Annotated in this window: 20 protein-coding genes and 2 tRNA genes; 6 read left to right on the top strand and 16 right to left on the bottom strand. The window is 57.3% G+C overall.

The window, feature by feature from the left end; translation table 11 throughout:
• Positions 1-83: 83 nt before the first annotated feature.
• Positions 84-698, bottom strand: coding sequence for a molybdenum cofactor guanylyltransferase MobA (gene mobA / locus F568_RS0108760; RefSeq protein WP_019018343.1), 615 nt, complete (start codon positions 696-698; stop codon positions 84-86).
• A gap of 224 nt (positions 699-922) precedes the next feature.
• Between mobA and F568_RS0108755 the strand changes: the two genes are divergently transcribed.
• Positions 923-1,504 (top strand): helix-turn-helix domain-containing protein, encoded by a 582-nt coding sequence (locus F568_RS0108755; RefSeq protein ID WP_019018342.1) that lies wholly within the window; start codon positions 923-925, stop codon positions 1,502-1,504.
• A gap of 48 nt (positions 1,505-1,552) precedes the next feature.
• Here F568_RS0108755 and F568_RS0108750 read toward each other — a convergent pair whose 3' ends face one another.
• The 13 genes from F568_RS0108750 to F568_RS0108690 form a co-directional block, all read right to left on the bottom strand.
• Positions 1,553-2,797 carry a uracil-xanthine permease family protein gene (locus tag F568_RS0108750; RefSeq protein WP_019018341.1) on the bottom strand — a complete coding sequence of 415 codons (1,245 nt, stop codon included), beginning with the start codon at positions 2,795-2,797 and terminating at the stop codon, positions 1,553-1,555.
• A 379-nt stretch (positions 2,798-3,176) separates the two neighbouring features.
• Positions 3,177-4,916 carry an ABC transporter substrate-binding protein gene (locus tag F568_RS0108745; protein ID WP_026300425.1) on the bottom strand — a complete coding sequence of 580 codons (1,740 nt, stop codon included), beginning with the start codon at positions 4,914-4,916 and terminating at the stop codon, positions 3,177-3,179.
• A 55-nt stretch (positions 4,917-4,971) separates the two neighbouring features.
• Positions 4,972-5,244, bottom strand: a complete 273-nt coding sequence (locus F568_RS0108740; RefSeq protein WP_019018339.1) for a DUF2160 domain-containing protein — start codon at positions 5,242-5,244, stop codon at positions 4,972-4,974.
• Positions 5,245-5,255: 11 nt separating this feature from the next.
• The gene (locus F568_RS0108735) at positions 5,256-6,149 is read right to left on the bottom strand and encodes a carbohydrate ABC transporter permease (RefSeq protein WP_019018338.1); all 894 of its coding nucleotides are present in this window, start codon (positions 6,147-6,149) and stop codon (positions 5,256-5,258) included.
• 1 nt (position 6,150) lies between these two features.
• The gene (locus F568_RS0108730; RefSeq protein WP_019018337.1) at positions 6,151-7,032 is read right to left on the bottom strand and encodes a carbohydrate ABC transporter permease; all 882 of its coding nucleotides are present in this window, start codon (positions 7,030-7,032) and stop codon (positions 6,151-6,153) included.
• Complete coding sequence (locus F568_RS0108725; protein ID WP_019018336.1) at positions 7,025-8,125, bottom strand: ABC transporter ATP-binding protein; 1,101 nt, start codon at positions 8,123-8,125, stop codon at positions 7,025-7,027. The genes F568_RS0108730 and F568_RS0108725 overlap by 8 nt, the downstream gene beginning before the upstream one ends.
• Before the next feature lies 1 nt (position 8,126).
• A complete protein-coding gene (locus F568_RS0108720; protein ID WP_019018335.1) occupies positions 8,127-9,215 on the bottom strand; it encodes an ABC transporter ATP-binding protein in 1,089 nt (362 codons plus the stop codon).
• Positions 9,216-9,566: 351 nt separating this feature from the next.
• Complete coding sequence (gene upp / locus F568_RS0108715; protein ID WP_019018334.1) at positions 9,567-10,196, bottom strand: uracil phosphoribosyltransferase; 630 nt, start codon at positions 10,194-10,196, stop codon at positions 9,567-9,569.
• A 108-nt stretch (positions 10,197-10,304) separates the two neighbouring features.
• Positions 10,305-10,991 (bottom strand): uracil-DNA glycosylase, encoded by a 687-nt coding sequence (gene ung, locus F568_RS0108710; RefSeq protein WP_019018333.1) that lies wholly within the window; start codon positions 10,989-10,991, stop codon positions 10,305-10,307.
• A gap of 9 nt (positions 10,992-11,000) precedes the next feature.
• Entirely contained in the window at positions 11,001-11,489 is a 489-nt protein-coding gene (gene gpt, locus F568_RS0108705) for a xanthine phosphoribosyltransferase (RefSeq protein ID WP_019018332.1), read from the bottom strand.
• Between the two features lie 26 nt (positions 11,490-11,515).
• The gene (locus tag F568_RS0108700) at positions 11,516-12,064 is read right to left on the bottom strand and encodes an adenine phosphoribosyltransferase (RefSeq protein ID WP_019018331.1); all 549 of its coding nucleotides are present in this window, start codon (positions 12,062-12,064) and stop codon (positions 11,516-11,518) included.
• Positions 12,065-12,072: 8 nt separating this feature from the next.
• Complete coding sequence (locus tag F568_RS0108695) at positions 12,073-13,377, bottom strand: NCS2 family permease (RefSeq protein WP_019018330.1); 1,305 nt, start codon at positions 13,375-13,377, stop codon at positions 12,073-12,075.
• 177 nt (positions 13,378-13,554) lie between these two features.
• Positions 13,555-14,175, bottom strand: a complete 621-nt coding sequence (locus tag F568_RS0108690) for a riboflavin synthase (RefSeq protein ID WP_019018329.1) — start codon at positions 14,173-14,175, stop codon at positions 13,555-13,557.
• A 451-nt stretch (positions 14,176-14,626) separates the two neighbouring features.
• On the opposite strand from F568_RS0108690, the gene F568_RS0108685 reads away from it, so the two are divergent.
• The 4 genes from F568_RS0108685 (at position 14,627) to msrC (ending at position 17,754) form a co-directional block, all read left to right on the top strand.
• Positions 14,627-15,670 carry a methionine ABC transporter ATP-binding protein gene (locus F568_RS0108685; RefSeq protein WP_019018328.1) on the top strand — a complete coding sequence of 348 codons (1,044 nt, stop codon included), beginning with the start codon at positions 14,627-14,629 and terminating at the stop codon, positions 15,668-15,670.
• Positions 15,651-16,304: a methionine ABC transporter permease gene (locus F568_RS0108680; protein ID WP_026300424.1), complete on the top strand. Its 654-nt coding sequence runs from the start codon at positions 15,651-15,653 to the stop codon at positions 16,302-16,304. Before F568_RS0108685 ends, F568_RS0108680 begins: the two co-directional genes overlap by 20 nt.
• A 73-nt stretch (positions 16,305-16,377) precedes the next feature.
• Positions 16,378-17,208 (top strand): MetQ/NlpA family ABC transporter substrate-binding protein, encoded by an 831-nt coding sequence (locus F568_RS0108675; RefSeq protein WP_019018326.1) that lies wholly within the window; start codon positions 16,378-16,380, stop codon positions 17,206-17,208.
• Positions 17,209-17,289: 81 nt separating this feature from the next.
• Positions 17,290-17,754 carry a free L-methionine (R)-S-oxide reductase MsrC gene (gene msrC, locus F568_RS0108670; protein WP_019018325.1) on the top strand — a complete coding sequence of 155 codons (465 nt, stop codon included), beginning with the start codon at positions 17,290-17,292 and terminating at the stop codon, positions 17,752-17,754.
• Positions 17,755-17,795: 41 nt separating this feature from the next.
• On the opposite strand, the gene F568_RS0108665 is transcribed toward msrC, so the two are convergent.
• Both F568_RS0108665 and F568_RS0108660 read right to left on the bottom strand, forming a co-directional pair.
• Positions 17,796-17,872: transfer RNA gene (locus F568_RS0108665), tRNA-Val, on the bottom strand.
• Positions 17,873-17,889: 17 nt separating this feature from the next.
• Positions 17,890-17,966, bottom strand: a tRNA-Val gene (locus F568_RS0108660).
• A gap of 261 nt (positions 17,967-18,227) precedes the next feature.
• Between F568_RS0108660 and F568_RS0108655 the strand changes: the two genes are divergently transcribed.
• A complete protein-coding gene (locus F568_RS0108655) occupies positions 18,228-19,298 on the top strand; it encodes an endonuclease/exonuclease/phosphatase family protein (protein ID WP_019018324.1) in 1,071 nt (356 codons plus the stop codon).
• The last annotated feature ends 15 nt before the right edge of the window (positions 19,299-19,313 follow it).

Genomic DNA, 19,313 nt, shown 5'->3' with positions numbered 1-19,313 from the left:
GTGATGCGAGGAAACGTGGTCCTGTGCCATGTAGCGTAACGCGGTCAATGCCTTACTGCGAAGGGCACGGACGCCTATCCTTCTCAAAGTGCCCGTTTCTTCGAGAGCCGACGCATCAGCATGGCACTGTCGTCAGGCGTATTGATATTGGCAAACGCATCGGGGCAATCACTGAAATCGACCTCGCAATAGGCGTGTCTTGCATACCAGTGCCGTATCTTGCGCTCGCCTGCCAGAAGCGCTGTCTCGAGGTCCTCAGCAAGTCCCCGGCGTATCAGGGCAACCACCGGATGTGCCCGCTCGCCGTCATGAGCCATGGCGATGTCATTATCATTAATGCCAGATACCATGCGCGGAACCAGATCGGCGGGGAGCGCTGGGCTATCGCAGGGCACGACAAGCACCCAAGGTGTGGATGCTGCAACAAGCCCACTCCAGATACCCATGAGCGGTCCTTGATAGCCCTCTTTACGATCCGTCACGACGTCGGCGCCCAGCTCACGGTAGGCTGACAGGGAGCGGTTGGCACTGATCATGACCCCGCTGACCTGGTCTTGAAAGCGAATCATGACATGCTCGATCAACGGACGCCCGGCAAGTGGCAACCACCCCTTGTCGATGCCGCCCATGCGCCGGCCTTGTCCGCCCGCCAGGATCAAGAGCGAGAGATATTCAGGTTGTATCGAGTCATCGGGCATTTGTTGATTCAACCAAGCAGGATGCCAAAAACGCGTCGCGACATAGCTGCCGTAACGCTCGCGTAGCGATTCGCCTGCCGGAGCCTCAAGCAGGCCAGTGATACATAGCCTAACGCAGACAATCGATGGACTCATCGATTGAACGCAGGTACCGGCAGCGGCAATTTTGGCAGGGAGAAATAACGCGGTATCATGCCGTCAAGTATGTTCAACAAGGATGGAAAATGAGCGGATTCGATGTAGGGGCACGCCTCAAGCAGCTTCGTCAGAAACGCGGGCTTTCCCAACGTGAATTGGCCAAGCGTGCCGGGGTGACAAACAGCACGATATCCCTTATCGAACAGAACAGTGTCAGCCCTTCCGTCAGCTCATTGAAGAAGATACTGGACGCATTACCTGTGTCGATCAGTGAGTTCTTTGCCGGCGAGGAGTTCGCTAAAGAACAAGTGTTCTATCGTGCCAGCGAGCTGACCGAGATCGGCGATGGCAAGCTATCCTGGCGCCTGGTCGGCGCCCGCCGGCCTAACCGCAGCATGTCGATCATCCACGAGTATTATCCGCCTGGCGCCGACACCGGCGAAGATATGCTTGAACACGAAGGGGAAGAGGGCGGCGTCATCGTGGCCGGAACCATCGAACTTTCCGTCAACGGCGAAGTTCAGTTGCTCACTGCCGGGGATGCGTACTATTTCGACTCCCGACTTCCGCATCGCTTCCGCAATGTCAGCGATAGCGACTGCGTTATCGTCAGTGCCAACAATCCGCCCAGCTTCGCTGAAGGAGGCACAGAAAAGCATCACGGTTGAAGCAGCAGGAGGGAAAGCGGCTCAGCCCTTCCCTCCTCCCAGCCGTACTTAGTGCTCTTCCTTGGCAGGCGGCAACACCAGGTTCAATACAATACCCACCAACGCAGCCAGACTGACGCCTTGCAGGACGAACTGCCCCCCACCGACCTGCATGCCACCGATCCCGAAGACTAGGATCAGGGAGACGACAACCATGTTACGCGGCACGGTCAGGGCCTTCCCTGCCCTGACCAGGGTATTCATGCCCACCACGGCAATCGAGCCGAATAGCAGTGTCATGATGCCACCCATCACTGGTGCAGGAATGGTCTGTAGTAGCGCGCCGAGCTTGGCCACGAAAGCCAGAACGATGGCCACGATTGCCGCGACGATCATGATGCGAGGGTTGAAGTTGCGCGTTAGCGTGACCGCCCCTGTCACCTCCGAATAAGTGGTGTTCGGCGGCCCACCGAACATTGCAGCCACCGACGTGGCCAGACCATCGCCCAACAGGGTCCGGTGCAATCCCGGCTTTTCCAGGTAATTTTTACGAGTTACTGACCCGATGGCGATCATGTCACCGATATGCTCAACCGCCGGCGCGATGGCTACCGGAATCATGAACAGTATCGCTGAAAGATGGAACGTCGGCGCAACGAAATTGGGCAGTTCGATCCAGGCAGCATCACTGACTGGCGTCAAGTCGACCACGCCCATGGCCAGGCCGAGCAGGTACCCGACCAGAATACCCCCCATGATCGGCACGAGCCGCAGTATGCCGCGCCCGAACACGGCCAGGATCAGCGTCACCAGCAGGCTAAGCATCGACAAGGTGATCGCCTGACCGTAACTGATGGTGTCACTGGTATTCCCAATTGCCATATCAACGGCGACCGGCGCCAATGCCAGCCCGATAACCATGATCACCGGCCCCACCACCACCGGCGGCAACAGCCGATGCAGCCAAGCGGTTCCTTTCACCCTGACCAGTTGCGAGATCGCTACATAAACCAGGCCTGCCACAAACAAGCCGCCTAGCGTGGCGGGGATGCCGAAATTGGCTATTGACCCTTGGATCGGCGCGATAAAGGCAAACGACGAGGCCAGAAATACCGGCACACTTTGTCGCGTGACGGCGTGAAACACCAGCGTTCCCGCTCCGGCGGTAAACAGCGCCACGCTGGGGTCTAGCCCGGTCAGCAAAGGCACCAGCACCAGCGCACCAAAAGCCACGAACAGCATCTGTGCCCCGGTCAGCAAGATGCGTGGCAGAGAATCGGCCGGCAAGGTGGCAGCCGATGTATTGTCGGTCATGTCAGGGGCTCCAGAGATTTCATCGGACAATGCGTATCGCGCGGCATTCTAACAGCACCCAGCCCGGTTGGGGCCCAGATCATACCCCGCGCTTCCAACGCTTCTGTTCGATGATTCCCGCCCCCCTGGAGACACAATGCTTACGCTTTTCGCCCAATTCATCTACCCGCGCCGATCATGAGGACAATTAAGATCTGGCCGGGAAGTTGGATATTGCTATCGCGTAGCTACATCACAGCCCCGTTCTGGAAGCAAAAAGCCCCGCTCGGTCATGCCAAGCGGGGCCCTGGGTTCCGTTCAGGCAACCGTTCACACGTTACTGGTCTCCTTGCCGGCCCATGACTGGGCCGGCAGGATACAACACCTGATCACAGGCTTCTCAGCGTGTACCGGCAGCCATCCACTGCTTCATCAACTCGTCGTAGGGCACGGTGGTGCCCTGCGGCATCTCGTTATCCAGCTTGGCCTTGGGCGATCCCGGTTGGGAAAGCCAATATTCAGGATCCCGCTCCTCGTTGAGATTGGGCGCATAGGTTTCGAAGACCTTGGCCCGGGCAAGGCGTGCCATGATGCTGTCCAGATCACCCGCCAGATTGTCGAGCGCTTCCTGTGGCGAAATATCACCGCTCACCGCTGGCGACAGGTTCTGCCACCATAGGGGCGCCATGCGCGGATAGTCAGGAACGTTGGTGCTCGAGGGGGTCCACTGAGACTCGTTGGGGCTACGATAGAACTCCACGAAACCGCCAAGCTTGGGAGCCATTTCGGTCATCTGTTCGGAAAAGATGTCCGATTTGCGAATCGGCGTGAGCCCGGCCATCAACTTCTCGAGCGAGACGGTCTTGGAAACGGCGAACTGGGCGAAAAGCCAGGCAGCCGTGCGTCGGTCCTCAGGGGTGGAGTCGAAGAAGGTCCAGGCCCCTACGTCCTGATAGCCGACTTTCATCCCTTCTTCCCAGTACGGCCCAGTCGGCGACGGCGCCATGCGCCACTTCGGTGTACCGTCTTCCTCGGTGACCGGCAGGCCCGGATCGGTCATGTCCGCGGTAAAGGCGGTGTACCAGAAGATCTGCTGGGCAATGTTGCCTTGCGCGGGAACCGGGCCGGCTTCACCAAAGGTCATGCCGCTGGCCTCGGGTGGCGCATATTCTTTTAGCCAATCGACCATTTTGGTCACCGCAAAGACCGACGCTGGTGAATTGGTGGCCCCACCACGACTCACACTAGCCCCCACCGGTTGGCTTTGTTCATTGACACGAATTCCCCAGTCATCCACTGGGTTGCCGAACGGTACGCCGTGACTGCCCATGCCTGCCATGGAAAGCCAGGAATCGTGGAAGCGCCAGCCCAGCGAGGGATCGCGACGGCCATAATCCATATGGCCATACACCTTGGTACCGTCGATTTCTCCGACGTGTTCCGTGAAGAACTCGGCAATGTCCTCGTAAGCCGTCCAGTTAGTGGGTACGCCCAGGTCATAGCCATAAATATCACGGAACTGTTTCTGGAGATCCTCACGCTGGAACCAGTCATAACGGAACCAGTAAAGGTTGGCGAATTGCTGGTCGGGCAACTGATAGAGACTGCCATCAGGGCCCGTGCCATACTGGATGCCGATGAAGTCGTTGAGATCCAGGCTCGGCAATGTGTAATCGGCCCACTCATTCTTCATGGCCTCGGAAATATTGACGGTGCTACCGTAGCGAATATGCGTGCCGATGGAGTCCGTATCATTGACGTAGCCATCGTAAATGTTGCGCCCCGACTGCATCTGCGTCTGCATGTTATTGACTACATCACCTTCGCCAATGATGTTGTGCGTCAGGTTGATGCCGGTCAGTTCGCTGAAGGCTTTGGCAAGTACATCCCGCTCATAGATATGCGTGGTCAACCCCTCGGCAACCGTATTGATATCCATGCCACGGAACGGCTCGGCCGCCTTGGCAAACCACATGAGTTCTTCGATTTGTTGCTCGCGCGTCAGCGTCGATTCTTGGAAATGCTCGTCGACCAGCCGTTCAGCGATGGCGCGAGTGTCGTTCTCGTCGGCGTGCAGCGCGCCGCTCGCCAGCATGACGCCAGCAGCGAGCAGAGAGAGTCGTATTCTTGTCGGTTTCATAGTGACCTCTTTGTTTGTGGTAGTTCGTCCGTGAATCTGCGGCTCCAAGTGGTTGTCAGCCCCAGCGCATCAACACCAGCACCCAAAGGATGGAAATTCCCAGGGCTATCCAGATGCTCAGTGATGTGAAGCCCACCACCAGCAGATGGATATAGGCAGCGGAAAGCAGCCCAATGAAGAGCCGGTCTCCCCGCGTGGTTTCGATCGGCAGGAACCCCTTGCGCTCGATCGATGGTGATGAGATTTCCCATGCCGTCATCCCAGCCAACATGGCAGCGATGACTGAAAAGAAGATCGCAGTCGGGGTGGTCCAGACCATCCATTCCATGTCGTTCCTCCTCAGGTCCGGCCCAGGGCAAAGCCCTTTGCGATGTGGTTACGCACGAAGTAGACGACGACGATGCCCGGCAGGATGGTCAGCGCACCCGCGGCGGCCAACGTACCCCAGTCGATGCCCGATGCTCCCTTTGTCTGGGTCATCACCGAGGCGATTGGCTGCGCATTGGTGGCAGTCAACGTGCTCGCCAGGAGCAGCTCGACCCAGGAGAACATGAACAGAAAGAACAGCGTGACACCGATGCCCGAACTGATCATGGGAATGAATATTTTCACGAAGAACTTCGGAAAGCTGTAGCCGTCGATGAAGGCCGTCTCGTCGATTTCCTTCGGCACACTGCTCATGAATCCTTCGAGAATCCATACCGCCAGAGGAATATTGAACAAGCAATGCGCCAGCGCCACGGCGATATGCGTATCGAAGAGCCCCACTGTGTAATAAAGCTGGAAGTACGGCAGGAGAAAGACAGCCGGCGGAGCCATCAGGTTGGTCAGCAGCCAGAAGAACAGGTGCTTGTCGCCAATGAACTGATAGCGGCTGAAGGCATAGGCTGCCGGTAATGCTACCGCAATGCTGATGACCATGTTCATCAGTACATAGGTAATGGAGTTCACGTAGCCCATGTACCAGTTCGCATTGGTAAAAATTTTGACGTAGTGCTCTGTCGTGAAATTCTCAGGCCAAAGTGTGAGCCCGCCCAGGATCTCTGTATTGGACTGGAAGGACATGTTGAGCAGCCAGTAGATCGGCAGCAACACGAATACGATATACGCAGCCATCAGGCCCCGACGGCGCCACTTCAGTAGTGCCGAGCGTGACTTACGGCGACGGCGTGCGGCAGTGGTTGCTGCGTGCTTGCGAACGGCATCGGGTGTGCCAATCAGCGAGTCGGTCATCTCAGGCCCCCTCCTGCTTCTTGTCTTTCTGCATGTTCATGATGGCGGTGTAGAAGACCCAACTGACGAGAAGAATAATCAGGAAATAGATCAGAGAAAACGCGGCCGAGGGGCCAAGATCCTGCTGCCCGATCGCCATGGTGGTCAGGGATTGGCTAAGGAAGGTGGTCGAACTCCCGGGCCCGCCTCCCGTCAGCACGAAGGGTTCCGCGTAGATCATGAAGGAGTGCATGAAACGCAGCAGTACACCAATAACCAGTACGTTGGTCAGCTTGGGAAGCTGGATATGTCGAAAGACAGCCCACTGGGAAGCCCGGTCTATGCGTGCGGCCTGGTAATAGGCATCAGGTATGGAGCGCAGACCACTGTAGCAAAGCAGAGCGATGAGCGGAGTCCAGTGCCAGACATCCATGAGGATAATGGTGGCCCAGGCATCCACGGGGCTCGCCGTGATGTTGTAGCCGTACCCGAGTTCGCGAAGGCTCCAGCCCATGAGGCCGATATCACCACGGGTAAAAATCTGCCAGATGCTGCCCACGACATTCCAGGGTATCAGCAACGGCATGGTCACCAGGATCAGTACCGCAGACGCCTGCCACCCCCGCTTGGGCATGATCAACGCAATGCCGATGCCCAACGGCACCTCAATCGCCAGCACCGTGAGCGAGAAGGCAAACTGTCGAAGCACAGCTGCCTGGAGGGCCGGGTCGTTGAGCATTTCCTTGAACCACTCGGTTCCTGTGAAGAACCGGGTATTGGCATCGAAGACGTCCTGAACCGAGTAGTTGACTACGGTCATTAAAGGAATGATTGCAGAGAAGGCAACCAACAGCAGCATGGGCAGGATTAACCACCATGCACGGTTATTCTGGACTTTATTCATGTGGAACCTCCACGCGAAACTCGTCGACGTAAAGGCCGACCCGGTCGTTCGGGAAGCGCAAATACGCCTTGCCGACAGGTGCATCCTGCTCCTCCTCGATGCGCGCCTTGAGAGAAGTCTCACCGAGCTTGAGATAGAGGATTGAGTAGGTGCCGAGGTCCTGAACGTGCTCGACGTCAACGGCCATGCTGCCCTCTACGGCAGTATCGTGAACCTCGATAAACTCGGGACGAATGCCTAGCTTGACGTTCGTCGTACGGACATCTTGCAGTGCCTTGGCGATTTCCCGACCGATATGTAGCTCCGTCTCCCCGGCCATGACCCGACCATTACGCAGCGAGACATCAATGAAGTTCATGCCGGGACTACCAATGAAATAGCCGACAAAGGTATGGTTCGGCGCCTCGAACAGTTCACGTGGCGTGCCAAACTGAACGACTTGCCCCTCGTACATCACGGCGATCTTGTCAGCGAAGGTGGACGCCTCGAGCTGGTCGTGAGTTACGTAGACCATGGTGATTTCGAAGCGCTGATGAATCTCCTTGAGCTTACGCCGCAGTTTCCACTTGAGCTGAGGATCGATCACGGTCAGCGGCTCATCGAACAGAATCGCGGAGACATCGTCACGTACCAGTCCACGACCCATGGAGACCTTCTGCTTCTCGTCGGCAGATAGGTTCTTGGCCTTGCGTTTCAAGTGCGGCGTCAGTTCCAGCGCATCGGCAACCTCCATCACGCGCTCGTGAACCCTGTCTTCCGGCGTCTTCACGTTGCGCAGGGGAAAGGCCAGGTTGTCGTAGACGGTCATAGTGTCGTAGACGACCGGAAACTGAAAAACCTGAGCAATGTTGCGCGCTTCGGGTGGCAATGAATTGACCCGTTCGCCATCGAACAACACCTCTCCACTGGAAGGCTCAAGCAAGCCGGAAATAATGTTGAGCAGGGTCGATTTGCCGCACCCCGAGGGACCGAGAAGCGCATAGGCTCCCCCCTGCTGCCAGACGTGATTCATTTCACGAATGGCATAGTCTCCCGGCTTGGTAGGATTGGGCAGGTAGCTGTGAGCCAAGGATTTCAATGCGATCTCTGCCATCTCAGAGGCCTCCCAGGTGCGTCGGAATATGTACCACGGCCCCATGCCGATCAAAGGCGTAGATCTTGTGCGTCGGGAAGTAGAGTGTGACGGGCGCGCCAACCTTGAAGTCATGCACGCCTGCGAGATGTACCGCCAAGTGAAAGAGTTCGTTATGCACGTGCAAAAAGGTCTCGGAACCGCTGATTTCCGCCAAGTCGACTGACATCTGGACCGCGATATCATCCTCGGCTCGAGGACTGAGTGAGATATGCGAAGCTCGCACTCCGAAGCGATATTCCCCCGGCGGCAAGGAGCGAAGATCCTCCTTGATCGGGAAGTGCAGGCGACTGTCGAACGTCACCTCAGAGCCGGAAATGATTCCGCGCAAAATATTGATGGGCGGCTCCGAAAACATCTCGGCGCTCAGAATGTCACGTGGACGGTGATAAACCTCCTCGGTGCGTCCATATTGCAACAGCCGCCCCTCGTGCAGGACGGCCGTATTGCCTCCCAGCGCCAAGGCTTCGGCGGGTTCGGTCGTCGCATACACGGCGATGCAGTTGCGCTCGCTGAAGACGGCACGCAACTCCTCTCGAAATTCTTCGCGTAGCTTATAATCGAGATTGACCAACGGCTCATCGAAGAGAACGATATCCGCATCTTTAACCAGTGCGCGGCCCATGGCAGTACGCTGCTGCTGCCCACCGGAGAGTTCCAGTGGCAAGCGGTCCAGGAAGGGATCGATATGCAGCATTTCGGCGATTTCGCGAACCCGCCGATCGATTTCGCCACAGCTGACCTTGGCCAGCTTGAGAGGAGAGGCAATGTTGTCGTAAACAGTGAGCCCGGGGTAATTGATAAACTGCTGGTAAACCATGGACACGTTACGCTTGCGTACCGAAACGCCCGTCACGTCACGTCCATGCATTATTACCCGCCCCTGGGTTGGAGAATCCAGGCCTGCCATGAGGCGCATGAGAGACGTTTTGCCTGACAGCGTTCGGCCTAGCAGCACATTGAACGAGCCGGGTTCCAGCTCCAGGCTTATGCCTTCGATGTAGGTTTCTCCGCCGACAACGCGATGGAGGTCTTCGAGGATCAAGGACATACTGTGCTCGGTTGTTCGTTGTTATCGAGGTATTCGTAAGCGGCTAGTCTGAACACTAGCCGAGATTCGAATACAAACACAAATGTCTACAACCGAAAATCAACAGCAAGGCCCAAGAACCCACCCATAAATGAGCGCTTCTTATTGTTTTATAATAAAAAATAGCTCTTATTAGACTTTTGACCAAGATCATAAGAAAGCTAGGCAAAAGAGGCCTTGCCTTCAGAAATGTTCGCTATTGATCACTTCCGAACATCAGTAATGACTAATCAGGCGGGTAAATAGAAAGGGCAGGTATTATTAAGCGGAGCGGCTGACCGGTTTTTCGGCCAGCCGAGGAAACAACCTTATTCAGCGTGTCCCGAAGATTTTGTCTCCCGCATCCCCCAACCCGGGCACGATGTACCCCTTCTCATCGAGCCGTTCGTCAATGGATGCAGTATAAATCTCTACGTCGGGGTGCGCTTCCTGTACGCGGCGTATACCTTCAGGCGCTGCAACCAGCACGATCACTTTCATCAGCGGACAGCCACGTTTTTTCAGCATATCCAGTGTAGCGACCATCGAGCCGCCCGTAGCCAGCATTGGATCGATGACGATAGCCAGGCGTTCCTCGATATCGTTGGTGAACTTCTCGAAGTACGGTACCGGCTCCAGCGTCTCCTCGTTGCGATATAGCCCCACCACACTGATACGTGCGCTAGGGATCAGGTCGGTCACCCCATCCAGCATGCCCAACCCGGCACGCAGGATCGGCACGATAGTAACCTTCTTGCCCTTGAGGTGCTCAACTTCGATAGGCTGGCCACTCCACCCCTGGATAGTTACAGGCTCCACTTCCAGGTCTTGGGTCGCTTCATAGGTCAACAGTTTGGCGACTTCGCCGGCAAGTTCACGAAAGCTCTTCGTGCTGATATCGGCGGTACGCATCAGACCCAGCTTATGCTTGACCAGCGGATGATCGATAGCGTGTACGCTCATGGCGAGATCCCTTGAAGGCAGTTAAAGGAGGGAGGGCACGGACCCGAAATTGCGCGCAATTCTATCGCGACGGGCGCCTCGGGTTAAGGGCCAATCTCCGCCGGCGCATCAAGTCGGGACAGCCGGCAGTTGCCAGTCGATGGAACCACGTCCTTTCGACTCGAGAAAATCGTTGGTGCGAGAAAAATGCCCCTGACCAAAGAACCCCCGGTGGGCGGATAACGGCGACGGGTGTGGTGCGTGGAGTACCAGGTGACGGTTGCGGTCCACGAATGACGCCTTCTTCTGGGCATAGCTGCCCCACAGCAGGAAGACCACATTGGTGCAATGTTCGTTGATGACCTGAATGGCACGATCAGTGAACGTTTCCCATCCTCGGTTCCGATGCGCACCGGCATTGCCTTGCTCGACAGTTAGAACACTATTGAGCAACAACACGCCCTGGCGGGCCCAGCTTTCAAGAAAACCATGATCGACCGGCGAGAAGCCAACGTCCTGCGCAAGTTCTTTGTAAATGTTCTGCAGTGATGGAGGCGTAGGCACGCCTGGGCGCACCGAGAAGCACAACCCATGGGCTTGGCCAGGGCCGTGATACGGATCCTGACCAAGGATCACGACCCGCACCTGGTCCAGGGGCGTCAATTCGAACGCCCGAAACCAGTCCGCCGAATGTGGGTAGATAATCTTGCGCGCCTGTTTTTCCGCCGCCAGATAGTATTTCAGCGACTGCATGTAGGGCGCCTCGAACTCGGCGCCCAGATAACGATCCCAGCTTTCGGGCAGCGGCGATGCCATATAGCGTCCTTAGCGATCCTGGCTGCGAACTTGATCCACCAAGGGCTCCACGTAGGCAATGCCCATATCCCAGGGGAACTGAATCCAGCAATCCTGAGCCACCTCGGTGAGACACTGGTCGACCAGTGGTCGCCCTTCCGGCTTGGCATAGACAGTCACGAAATGCGCCTTGGGCAGCATGTTGCGTACGGCACGTGCCGTCTTGCCAGTGTCGACGAGATCGTCCACCAGCAGCCAGCCTTCGCCATCATGATCGACGCCCTTCATGACATCCAATCCGCCCTGATCCATGTGGTCGTAGCTTTTGATACAGACCGTATCGATCAAGCGAACGTTGAGTTCGCGAGCGATTAACGCAGCCGGAATCAGACCGCCGCGGGTAATGGCCACGATGCCCTTGAAATCCCGCTCGATGAGCTGGTGGCACAAGGCGCGCACATCACGGTGCAACTGGTCCCAGGATACGGTGAAATGCTGATGGTAACGGTTGGCACTCATGATCAGATACTCTGCTGGTCAACGACTCAGTCGTCGTCTTCCGTGAAGGAGCACACAGCGAAGACGCTATGCCCATCTTCACGAATCTTTTGCGAGCCCCCGAGCTCGGGAAGGTCGATGATTGCAGCCGTCTCGACCACCTGGCCACCGCTACGCTGGATCAGCTTGGCTGCTGCCAGCATGGTTCCTCCGGTGGCGATCAAATCATCCATCACCAGGATACGATCACCCTCACGGAACGCATCGGAGTGCAGTTCTACAGTGGCTTCGCCGTACTCCAGGGTATAGGTCTCACTGATGGTCTTGAACGGCAATTTACCTTTCTTGCGCACCGGCACGAAGCTACAACCGAGTTCATAGGCGACTGGGGCACCGATAATGAATCCACGTGCGTCGATGGCAGCAATCGCATCGAGGTCCATGTCCTGATAACGATGCACAAAGCTGTCGATCAGCTTGCGGAAGGCCGACCGATTCTGCAGTACGGGCGTAATATCCCGGAAATTGACGCCCGGCTGTGGCCAGTCGGGCACGGTACGTATCACGGACTTGATGTAGTCGCCGTAGATGCTCATGGGTTTCCTCAATCAAGGAACAGGTATTTCAGGGCAAAGAGAATCGCCAAGACGGTGACGGCAGGGCTGAGTTCCCTGAAGCGCCCCGACAGCGCCTTGATGGCGGCGTAGCTGATGAAGCCCAGTGCAATGCCGTTGGCAATCGAATAGGTCAACGGCATGGACAGCGCAGCCACCAGAACCGGCGCTGCCTCGGTAACATCGTCCCAGTCGGCGCGCGCCAGGCTGCCACACATCAGCACCGCGACATAAAGCAGCGCGCCAGCTGTCGCATAGACCGGAATCGAACCCGCCAAGGGCGCGAAGAATAGACTGATCAAGAACAGCACAGCGACCACTACCGCCGTCAGCCCCGTACGGCCACCTGCCGTAATACCCGAAGCACTTTCAATATAGCTAGTGGTTGAGGAAGTCCCCAGCAGCGCCCCAGTCATGGTTGCAGTGCTATCGGCCATCAATGCCTTGTTAAGGCGCGGCAGCTTGCCTTCCTTGTCGAGCAGGCCGCCACGCTGGGCCACGCCGACAAGCGTGCCGGCAGTATCGAAGAGATCGACGAACAGGAAGGCAAACACCACGCTGATCATGCTGATATCCAGCGCACCGGCCAAATCGAGTTCGAGAAAGACCGGCGCCATCGAGGGCGGCATCGATACGACGCCCCCGAATTCGCTGTGACCGAGCAGGATGGAAATGACGGTGACACCCAGAATACCGATCATCACCGCCCCCATCACACGCAGATAGGCCAACGCGGTGATAATGAAGAAGCCGCCCAAGGTATACAGTGCAGCGGGCTGGGCAATGTCACCAATAGTCAGCAGCGTTGCAGGATGATCGATGACGATCCCCGCGTTCTGCAGGGCTATGATCGCCAGAAACAGGCCGATACCCGCAGCGATGCCCAATCTCAGTGCCATCGGTATCGAATTGATGATCCACTCACGGATACGAAAGATACTGAGCAGCAGGAAAATGATCCCCGACAGGAATACCGCTCCCAACGCGGCTTCCCAGGTATGTCCCATCCCCAGCACCACACCGAACGTGAAGAAGGCGTTGAGCCCCATGCCCGGCGCCTGGGCAATTGGGTAATTGGCCAATAGCCCCATGATCAAACAGCCGATGGCCGCCGCAAGACAGGTCGCGACGAAAACCGCCCCCGGATCCATGCCGGCCTGTGCCAGCACGCTCGGGTTGACGAAGATGATATACGCCATCGTCAGGAACGTGGTGATCCCGGCGATGATCTCGGTGCGTACCGAAGTTTGATGCTCGTCCAGCTTGAAGAAGCTATTCAGTTGTCTTTTTAGCATGTAGGGACCTGCGTACCTGGAACGGAATCCTTGGGGTGCGGAAAAAGCCGCACATGGTACCCAATGGCATCACGCAACGCGAGACACCATGGGTGCAGTAACAAAAGTGGCTTGTCATTTATAAGCAAGTGCTGTGTCAGAAGCCATACGGCATCCCAACGCACCCTGGCGAAGCGATCAACGCAGTATGTCGCTACGGCTCGCCAGAACCCGCTCGACTGTCTCGACAATCGCCTGAGTCTGCGGGTCGATCTCGATATTGACGTGATCCCCAGGAGCTCGGTCACTCAAGGTAGTCCGCGCCAAGGTTTCAGGAATCAGATTGACACAAAAACGGGCGCCCTGAACCTCGCCGATGGTCAAGCTGATACCGTCAATCCCGATATATCCTTTTTCGAAGAGGAAACGCGCATACATGGCGGGGAGCTCGAACCAGAGACGACGGTTGTCGGGCGCTTCGTCAATCTCGGTCAGTTCGGCCATACAGATGACGTGACCGGACATGGCATGGCCCCCGATCTCGTCACCAAAGCGCGCGGCACGCTCGATGTTTACGCGGTCGCCAATATCAAGGCTCCCCAAATTTGTGAGGCGCAGGGTTTCGCGCATCAGGTCGAAACTGACCCGGTCGCCATCGATGCGCGTCACGGTGAGGCAACAACCATTGTGTGCCACCGACGCCCCGATCTCGAGCCCCTTGCGCATGTTGTCACTCATGACGAGGACATGGGTGCGAAATTCGTTCCTTTCCTCGACCGATACAAGTTCGGCCGTGCCTTGCACGATTCCGGTAAACATCACGCTCTCCCCTGGCTAGGGCCGCCAGTCTAGTCAAATAGGCGCTGGATCGTCCACGCTTCGGGTACGGCAACGCATACAAGGCAGAACAATTTTCTGTTTATATCCCTTGTTTCCAGAATATTTTCTACATCAAAGCACCAAACGTTTGCACATCTTCCAAAGAGATTGACACTTTCCCTTGCGCTTCTTAAACTCTTGCGCACATTATTTTAGGCGCCGATTTGTACCCGGATTGCGGGCGCCTCCGGAGCCTCGTGTTCCGGAAAGTGCAGCTAAAAGGGTGTGTCCAGCGTTGATGGCCACCCACCAGGGTGGCCTTTTTTTTCGCTAGCCCGCCACCCTCCCTGCTGTCGAGCACCTTCGCCCGCGCACGACGATCCCACCGGTCCTCGATCGGACAAGCCTCGCCGTTATCGGATTTCCTCAGCGCCGCGATTCGACCAGGACCATGATCACACTCGAGAATATTTCCAAGACGTATGGCAAGGGTCCCCAGGCGGTCCATGCCCTCAAACCCACCGACCTGCATGTAGCGCAGGGGGAAATCTACGGCGTCATCGGCCTGTCCGGTGCCGGCAAATCGACGTTGATTCGCTGCGTCAATCTGCTTGAGCGCCCCACCACCGGTCGCATCTTCGTCGATGGCCAGGAACTCACCTCGCTCGGCAGGCAGGAGCTCAACCAGGCACGCCACCGCATTGGCATGATCTTCCAACACTTCAACCTGCTGGCATCGCGCACGGTCTTTGATAACGTCGCCCTGCCCCTGGAATTGATGGGCGTAGCCAAACGCGAGATACGCGAGCGAGTCCAGCCCCTGCTGGATCTCACCGGGCTGAGTGACAAACATGCCAAGTATCCGGCCGAACTCTCCGGTGGCCAGAAACAACGTGTCGCCATTGCTCGCGCCCTGGCCAGCCGGCCCAAGGTTCTGCTCTGCGACGAGGCGACTTCAGCCCTTGATCCTCAAACCACGCAATCGATCCTCGAGCTGCTCAAAGACATCAATCGCAAGCTCGGGCTGACCATCCTGCTGATCACTCATGAAATGGAAGTGGTCAAGTCAATCTGCCACAAGGTTGGCCTGATTTCGGGAGGCAAGCTGGTCGAGGAGGCCGAGGTAGGCGACTTTTTCACCTCGCCTAGCACACGCCTGGGCCGAGAATTCCTCAACGCCTTTCTGGAACTCGACCCACCCCAGGCCCTGATCGATCGTATGGAGGCCAGACCCGGCCCGCACACTCATCCTGTGGTACGCCTGGCATTTACCGGCGATGCGGTTTCGACACCGCTGATCTCACGCCTCGCCCGCGAATGTAACGTTGATGTAAGCATTCTCGAAGCCAAGGTCGAGTCGATTCAGGAACGCACTCTGGGTCTGATGATTGCGGAACTGATCGGGCCACAGGAAAAGACGCAGCAGGCACTCGCCTACCTCAAGTCACATGACCTGCAAGTGGAGGTGCTTGGCCATGTCCAGCGCAATGCTTGAACTGATCCTGATGGCTACCCTTGATACCCTTTATATGGTGGGTGTCTCGGGCCTTGTCGCCGCCGCCCTTGGCGTGCCATTGGGCGTACTGCTCTACGTGACCCGCCCTCGACAAATCCTGGCCATGCCGACTCTGAACACCGCACTCGGCATGATTACCAATATCGGACGTTCGATTCCGTTCATCATTCTGATGGTGGCGATCATTCCGTTTACCCGCTTTATCGTCGGTAGTTCAATCGGCACCAACGCCGCCATCGTTCCACTGACTCTCGCTGCCATCCCATTCGTGGCACGCCTGGTCGAAGGAGCGCTCAATGAGGTCCCGCCCGGCCTGGTCGAAGCCGCTCAATCCATGGGCGCTACGCCATATCAGATCATTACCAAGGTACTCCTACCGGAAGCTCGCGGCGGCATTATCACCGGGCTGACGATCACCGCGGTTACCCTGGTGAGCTATTCGGCCATGGCCGGCGCCGTTGGCGGCGGCGGCCTCGGCGATCTGGGGATTCGTTACGGCTATAACCGCTTCAACCCCGTCGTCATGCTAATCACCGTTGCCATCCTGGTCGTCATGGTTCAGGGCTTCCAGAGCCTCGGCGACGCCCTGGTCCGCAAGGCGGATCATAAATAGCCGGTTACGGCTTGAAACACTGGCCCGCCATCACCATGGTGACGAGCTACCATCATCAGCAAGGAGATATCGAATGATGCCATCCCTGTCGCAACGTTTCGGCCCCGCCCGCCTGTTAGGCGCAGCGGCCCTGCTCGGCAGCCTCCTTCTCGCCGGCTGCGGCGGTAACGACGAGGCCGAGTCGTCCTCGATCAAGGTCGGCACCGTCGCTGGACCTGAAACCGAAGTCATGCAAGTCGCTAAGCGCCTGGCCAAGGAAAATCACGATCTGGAAGTAGAGATTGTAGAGTTTACGGACTACGTCTCGCCTAATGCCGCCCTGGCCGATGGCAGCCTGGACGCCAACGCTTATCAGCACGAACCTTACATGCGCAGCATGGTCGAGGATCGCGGCTACGACTTCGCCATTGCCGGACGCACCTTCGTCTACCCGATCGGCGCCTACTCCGAGAAGTACGACAGCATCGACGCCCTGCCCGATGGCGCCACCATTGCACTGCCCAACGACCCCTCCAATGAGGGCCGCGCACTGATCCTGATGCACAACGAAGGGCTGATCGAGCTCAAGGATCCGACCAACCTCGAGGCGACGCCGATCGATATCGCCGAGAACCCGCATAACTTCGAGTTCCGGGAAATTGAAGCTGCCCAGTTGCCGCGCGTATTGCCGGACGTCGACATGGCATTCATTAATAATACCTTCGCCCAACCGGCCGGCCTGAGCCTGGACGATGCCCTGATTCGCGAAGGTCCGGAATCGCCCTACGTCAACCTGATCGTGGTGCGCAAGGGTGACGAGGACCGTGAATCAATCCAGCAACTCGTCGATGCCTACCAGAGCGAGGAAGTCGCCGCCAAGGCCGAGGAATTGTTCAAAGGTGCAGCCGTGCCGGGCTGGGAGTGATCCTTCTTAGCTAGGCGCCGCACGTAGAGGCCAGCCCCAGCGCTGGCCTTTTTCATGCTTTGTGGATCCAAGGATATTGCCGTGACCGATTACGCACTTTTGGCCCGCCAACTCGAGGCGCTTCTGGATACCCGAGACTGGCTGACCAACGCCGCCCAGACCTGCGCCTTCCTGATGCAGGAAATCGACGAAATCAACTGGGCGGGGTTCTATCTGCATGTTCGTCCGGAGATGCTGACACTCGGCCCGTTTCAAGGCAAGCCTGCCTGCAATCCTATCCCCTTCAGCAAGGGTGTGTGTGGTGCAGCCGCCCGCACACGTCAGACTCAGCGTGTCGAGGACGTTCACGCCGTGGCCGATCACATTGCCTGTGACGCCGCCTCACGCTCGGAACTGGTCGTACCCATCGTCATTGATGACAAGGTCTGGGGCGTACTCGATCTGGACAGCCCGCGTCAGGCCCGATTCAGCGAGCAGGATCGGCAGGGTATTGAACGACTGGTCGAGATTTTCATTACAGCCAGCGATCTTTCCCACCCAGCCTGAAACGAAAATACCCCGAGGGAAAACCCTCGGGGTATGCAATCTGGTAGGACCAAGCGGATTTGAACCGCTGACCTCCACGATGTCAACGTGGCGCTCTAACCAACTGAGCTATGGTCCTGCAATATCACGGCCTATTGGTAGGACCGAGCGGATTTGAACCGCTGACCTCCACGATGTCAACGTGGCGCTCTAACCAACTGAGCTACGGTCCTTCAGGCGCGCTCCGCGATCACCTCGCGGCAACGGATGCGTATTCTACGTATTTTCAGTTTGATTGCAAGCCAAGGAGCGAAAAAATCGAGAGCGATCAACCCTGTTGCCGGCACTTTTTGACTCATCTTCTAGCCATTTTCTTGTTACCCAACCGCAACAGACTGATGCTTAGAGATAAAACGAATGGCACCATAAGAGCAGAACCGACGACACGCTGGGCATAACACCTCGTTTCGCCTTAAGCCAGGAGGCACTTTTCAATGCTCGATATCGGACTGGGGATCCTCGCTGCGGCCCTGTTGGCCGCAACGCTCGTTCCCTTTCTTCACATACGTTACTGGTGGGTACGCGGTTTCGACTTCCCCCGCCTACAACTTGCCGCACTGGCGGCGGTGGTGGGTGCTGCGCAATGGTTGTGGGGATCGGCCGACTGGCGCTGGTGGTCGATCGCTGCCTGCGCTGCCGTGGCCTTCATCCAGGCGGCACATATCCTGCCCTGGACGCCGCTATGGCCCAAGTCAGTCAGGACCGCGACCAGTAACAAGGAAATGCAGTACCTGACATTGATGGTTTCCAATGTCCTGACGCCCAATCGCAATGCACAGGGACTGCTCGAGCAGATTCACGAACATCAGCCGGAAATCGTCCTTACGCTCGAATCCGATGCGTGGTGGGGGGAGCAGCTCGAGGCCTCCCTCGGCGAGGAATGGCCGTACAGCGTCCGAATACCTCTCGACAATCTCTATGGCATGCATCTCTATTCGCGAATTCCCCTCGAAGAGACCGAGGTCAAGTGGCTGATCCAGAGCGATATTCCGTCGATTCACACCTGGCTGCGTATGCCATGCGGCGCACAAATCCGCTTCCATGCCCTGCACCCGCGCCCCCCAGCCCCCAGCGAAAGCGAACAATCCTTGTGGCGCGATGCCGAGCTACTTTTGGTCGGCAAGGATATTCATCGCCACGAACAGCCTACGTTGCTTGCAGGTGATCTCAATGACGTCGCCTGGTCGCGCACGACACGGCGTTTCTGCCGGGTCAGCGGCATGCTCGATCCACGCCGTGGACGAGGCATGTTCAGCACATTCCATGCCAGCTATCCGCTGATTCGCTGGCCGCTGGATCATATCTTCATCAGCGAACACTTCACCTTGGTCAACATGCAGCGCCTGAAAAACTTCGGTTCGGATCACTTTCCCATTATCGCCACGCTGTGTTATCGACCGGCACGCGCCGACGAGAACGACACGCCCGAGGCTGATAGGGAAGAACGAAAGGAAGCCACCGAAACCATTGAAGAGGCCCGGCAACAGGGGGATGGCGAGGCCTGAGCGCCTCGCCATCCA

Source organism: Modicisalibacter luteus DSM 23508, from assembly GCF_000378505.1.
GTDB lineage: Bacteria > Pseudomonadota > Gammaproteobacteria > Pseudomonadales > Halomonadaceae > Modicisalibacter > Modicisalibacter luteus.
Note: the sequence above shows the minus strand (reverse complement) of the source record. Positions and strands in the feature narration are given on the sequence as shown.

Coding starts and splice junctions, on each gene's coding strand:
- mobA (WP_019018343.1), bottom strand. CDS start 698: ATGCCCGATGACTCGATACAACCTGAATATCTCTCGCTCTTGATCCTG.
- F568_RS0108750 (WP_019018341.1), bottom strand. CDS start 2,797: ATGACCGACAATACATCGGCTGCCACCTTGCCGGCCGATTCTCTGCCA.
- F568_RS0108730 (WP_019018337.1), bottom strand. CDS start 7,032: ATGAATAAAGTCCAGAATAACCGTGCATGGTGGTTAATCCTGCCCATG.
- ung (WP_019018333.1), bottom strand. CDS start 10,991: ATGGCATCGCCGCTGCCCGAAAGCTGGGATCGTTATCTGGGCGCCGAG.
- F568_RS0108680 (WP_026300424.1), top strand. CDS start 15,651: ATGTCCAGCGCAATGCTTGAACTGATCCTGATGGCTACCCTTGATACC.
- F568_RS0108685 (WP_019018328.1), top strand. CDS start 14,627: ATGATCACACTCGAGAATATTTCCAAGACGTATGGCAAGGGTCCCCAG.
- upp (WP_019018334.1), bottom strand. CDS start 10,196: ATGAGCGTACACGCTATCGATCATCCGCTGGTCAAGCATAAGCTGGGT.
- F568_RS0108720 (WP_019018335.1), bottom strand. CDS start 9,215: ATGTCCTTGATCCTCGAAGACCTCCATCGCGTTGTCGGCGGAGAAACC.
- F568_RS0108745 (WP_026300425.1), bottom strand. CDS start 4,916: ATGAAACCGACAAGAATACGACTCTCTCTGCTCGCTGCTGGCGTCATG.
- F568_RS0108690 (WP_019018329.1), bottom strand. CDS start 14,175: ATGTTTACCGGAATCGTGCAAGGCACGGCCGAACTTGTATCGGTCGAG.
- F568_RS0108740 (WP_019018339.1), bottom strand. CDS start 5,244: ATGGAATGGATGGTCTGGACCACCCCGACTGCGATCTTCTTTTCAGTC.
- F568_RS0108735 (WP_019018338.1), bottom strand. CDS start 6,149: ATGACCGACTCGCTGATTGGCACACCCGATGCCGTTCGCAAGCACGCA.
- gpt (WP_019018332.1), bottom strand. CDS start 11,489: ATGAGTGCCAACCGTTACCATCAGCATTTCACCGTATCCTGGGACCAG.
- F568_RS0108725 (WP_019018336.1), bottom strand. CDS start 8,125: ATGGCAGAGATCGCATTGAAATCCTTGGCTCACAGCTACCTGCCCAAT.
- F568_RS0108655 (WP_019018324.1), top strand. CDS start 18,228: ATGCTCGATATCGGACTGGGGATCCTCGCTGCGGCCCTGTTGGCCGCA.
- F568_RS0108695 (WP_019018330.1), bottom strand. CDS start 13,377: ATGCTAAAAAGACAACTGAATAGCTTCTTCAAGCTGGACGAGCATCAA.
- F568_RS0108700 (WP_019018331.1), bottom strand. CDS start 12,064: ATGAGCATCTACGGCGACTACATCAAGTCCGTGATACGTACCGTGCCC.
- F568_RS0108755 (WP_019018342.1), top strand. CDS start 923: ATGAGCGGATTCGATGTAGGGGCACGCCTCAAGCAGCTTCGTCAGAAA.
- F568_RS0108675 (WP_019018326.1), top strand. CDS start 16,378: ATGATGCCATCCCTGTCGCAACGTTTCGGCCCCGCCCGCCTGTTAGGC.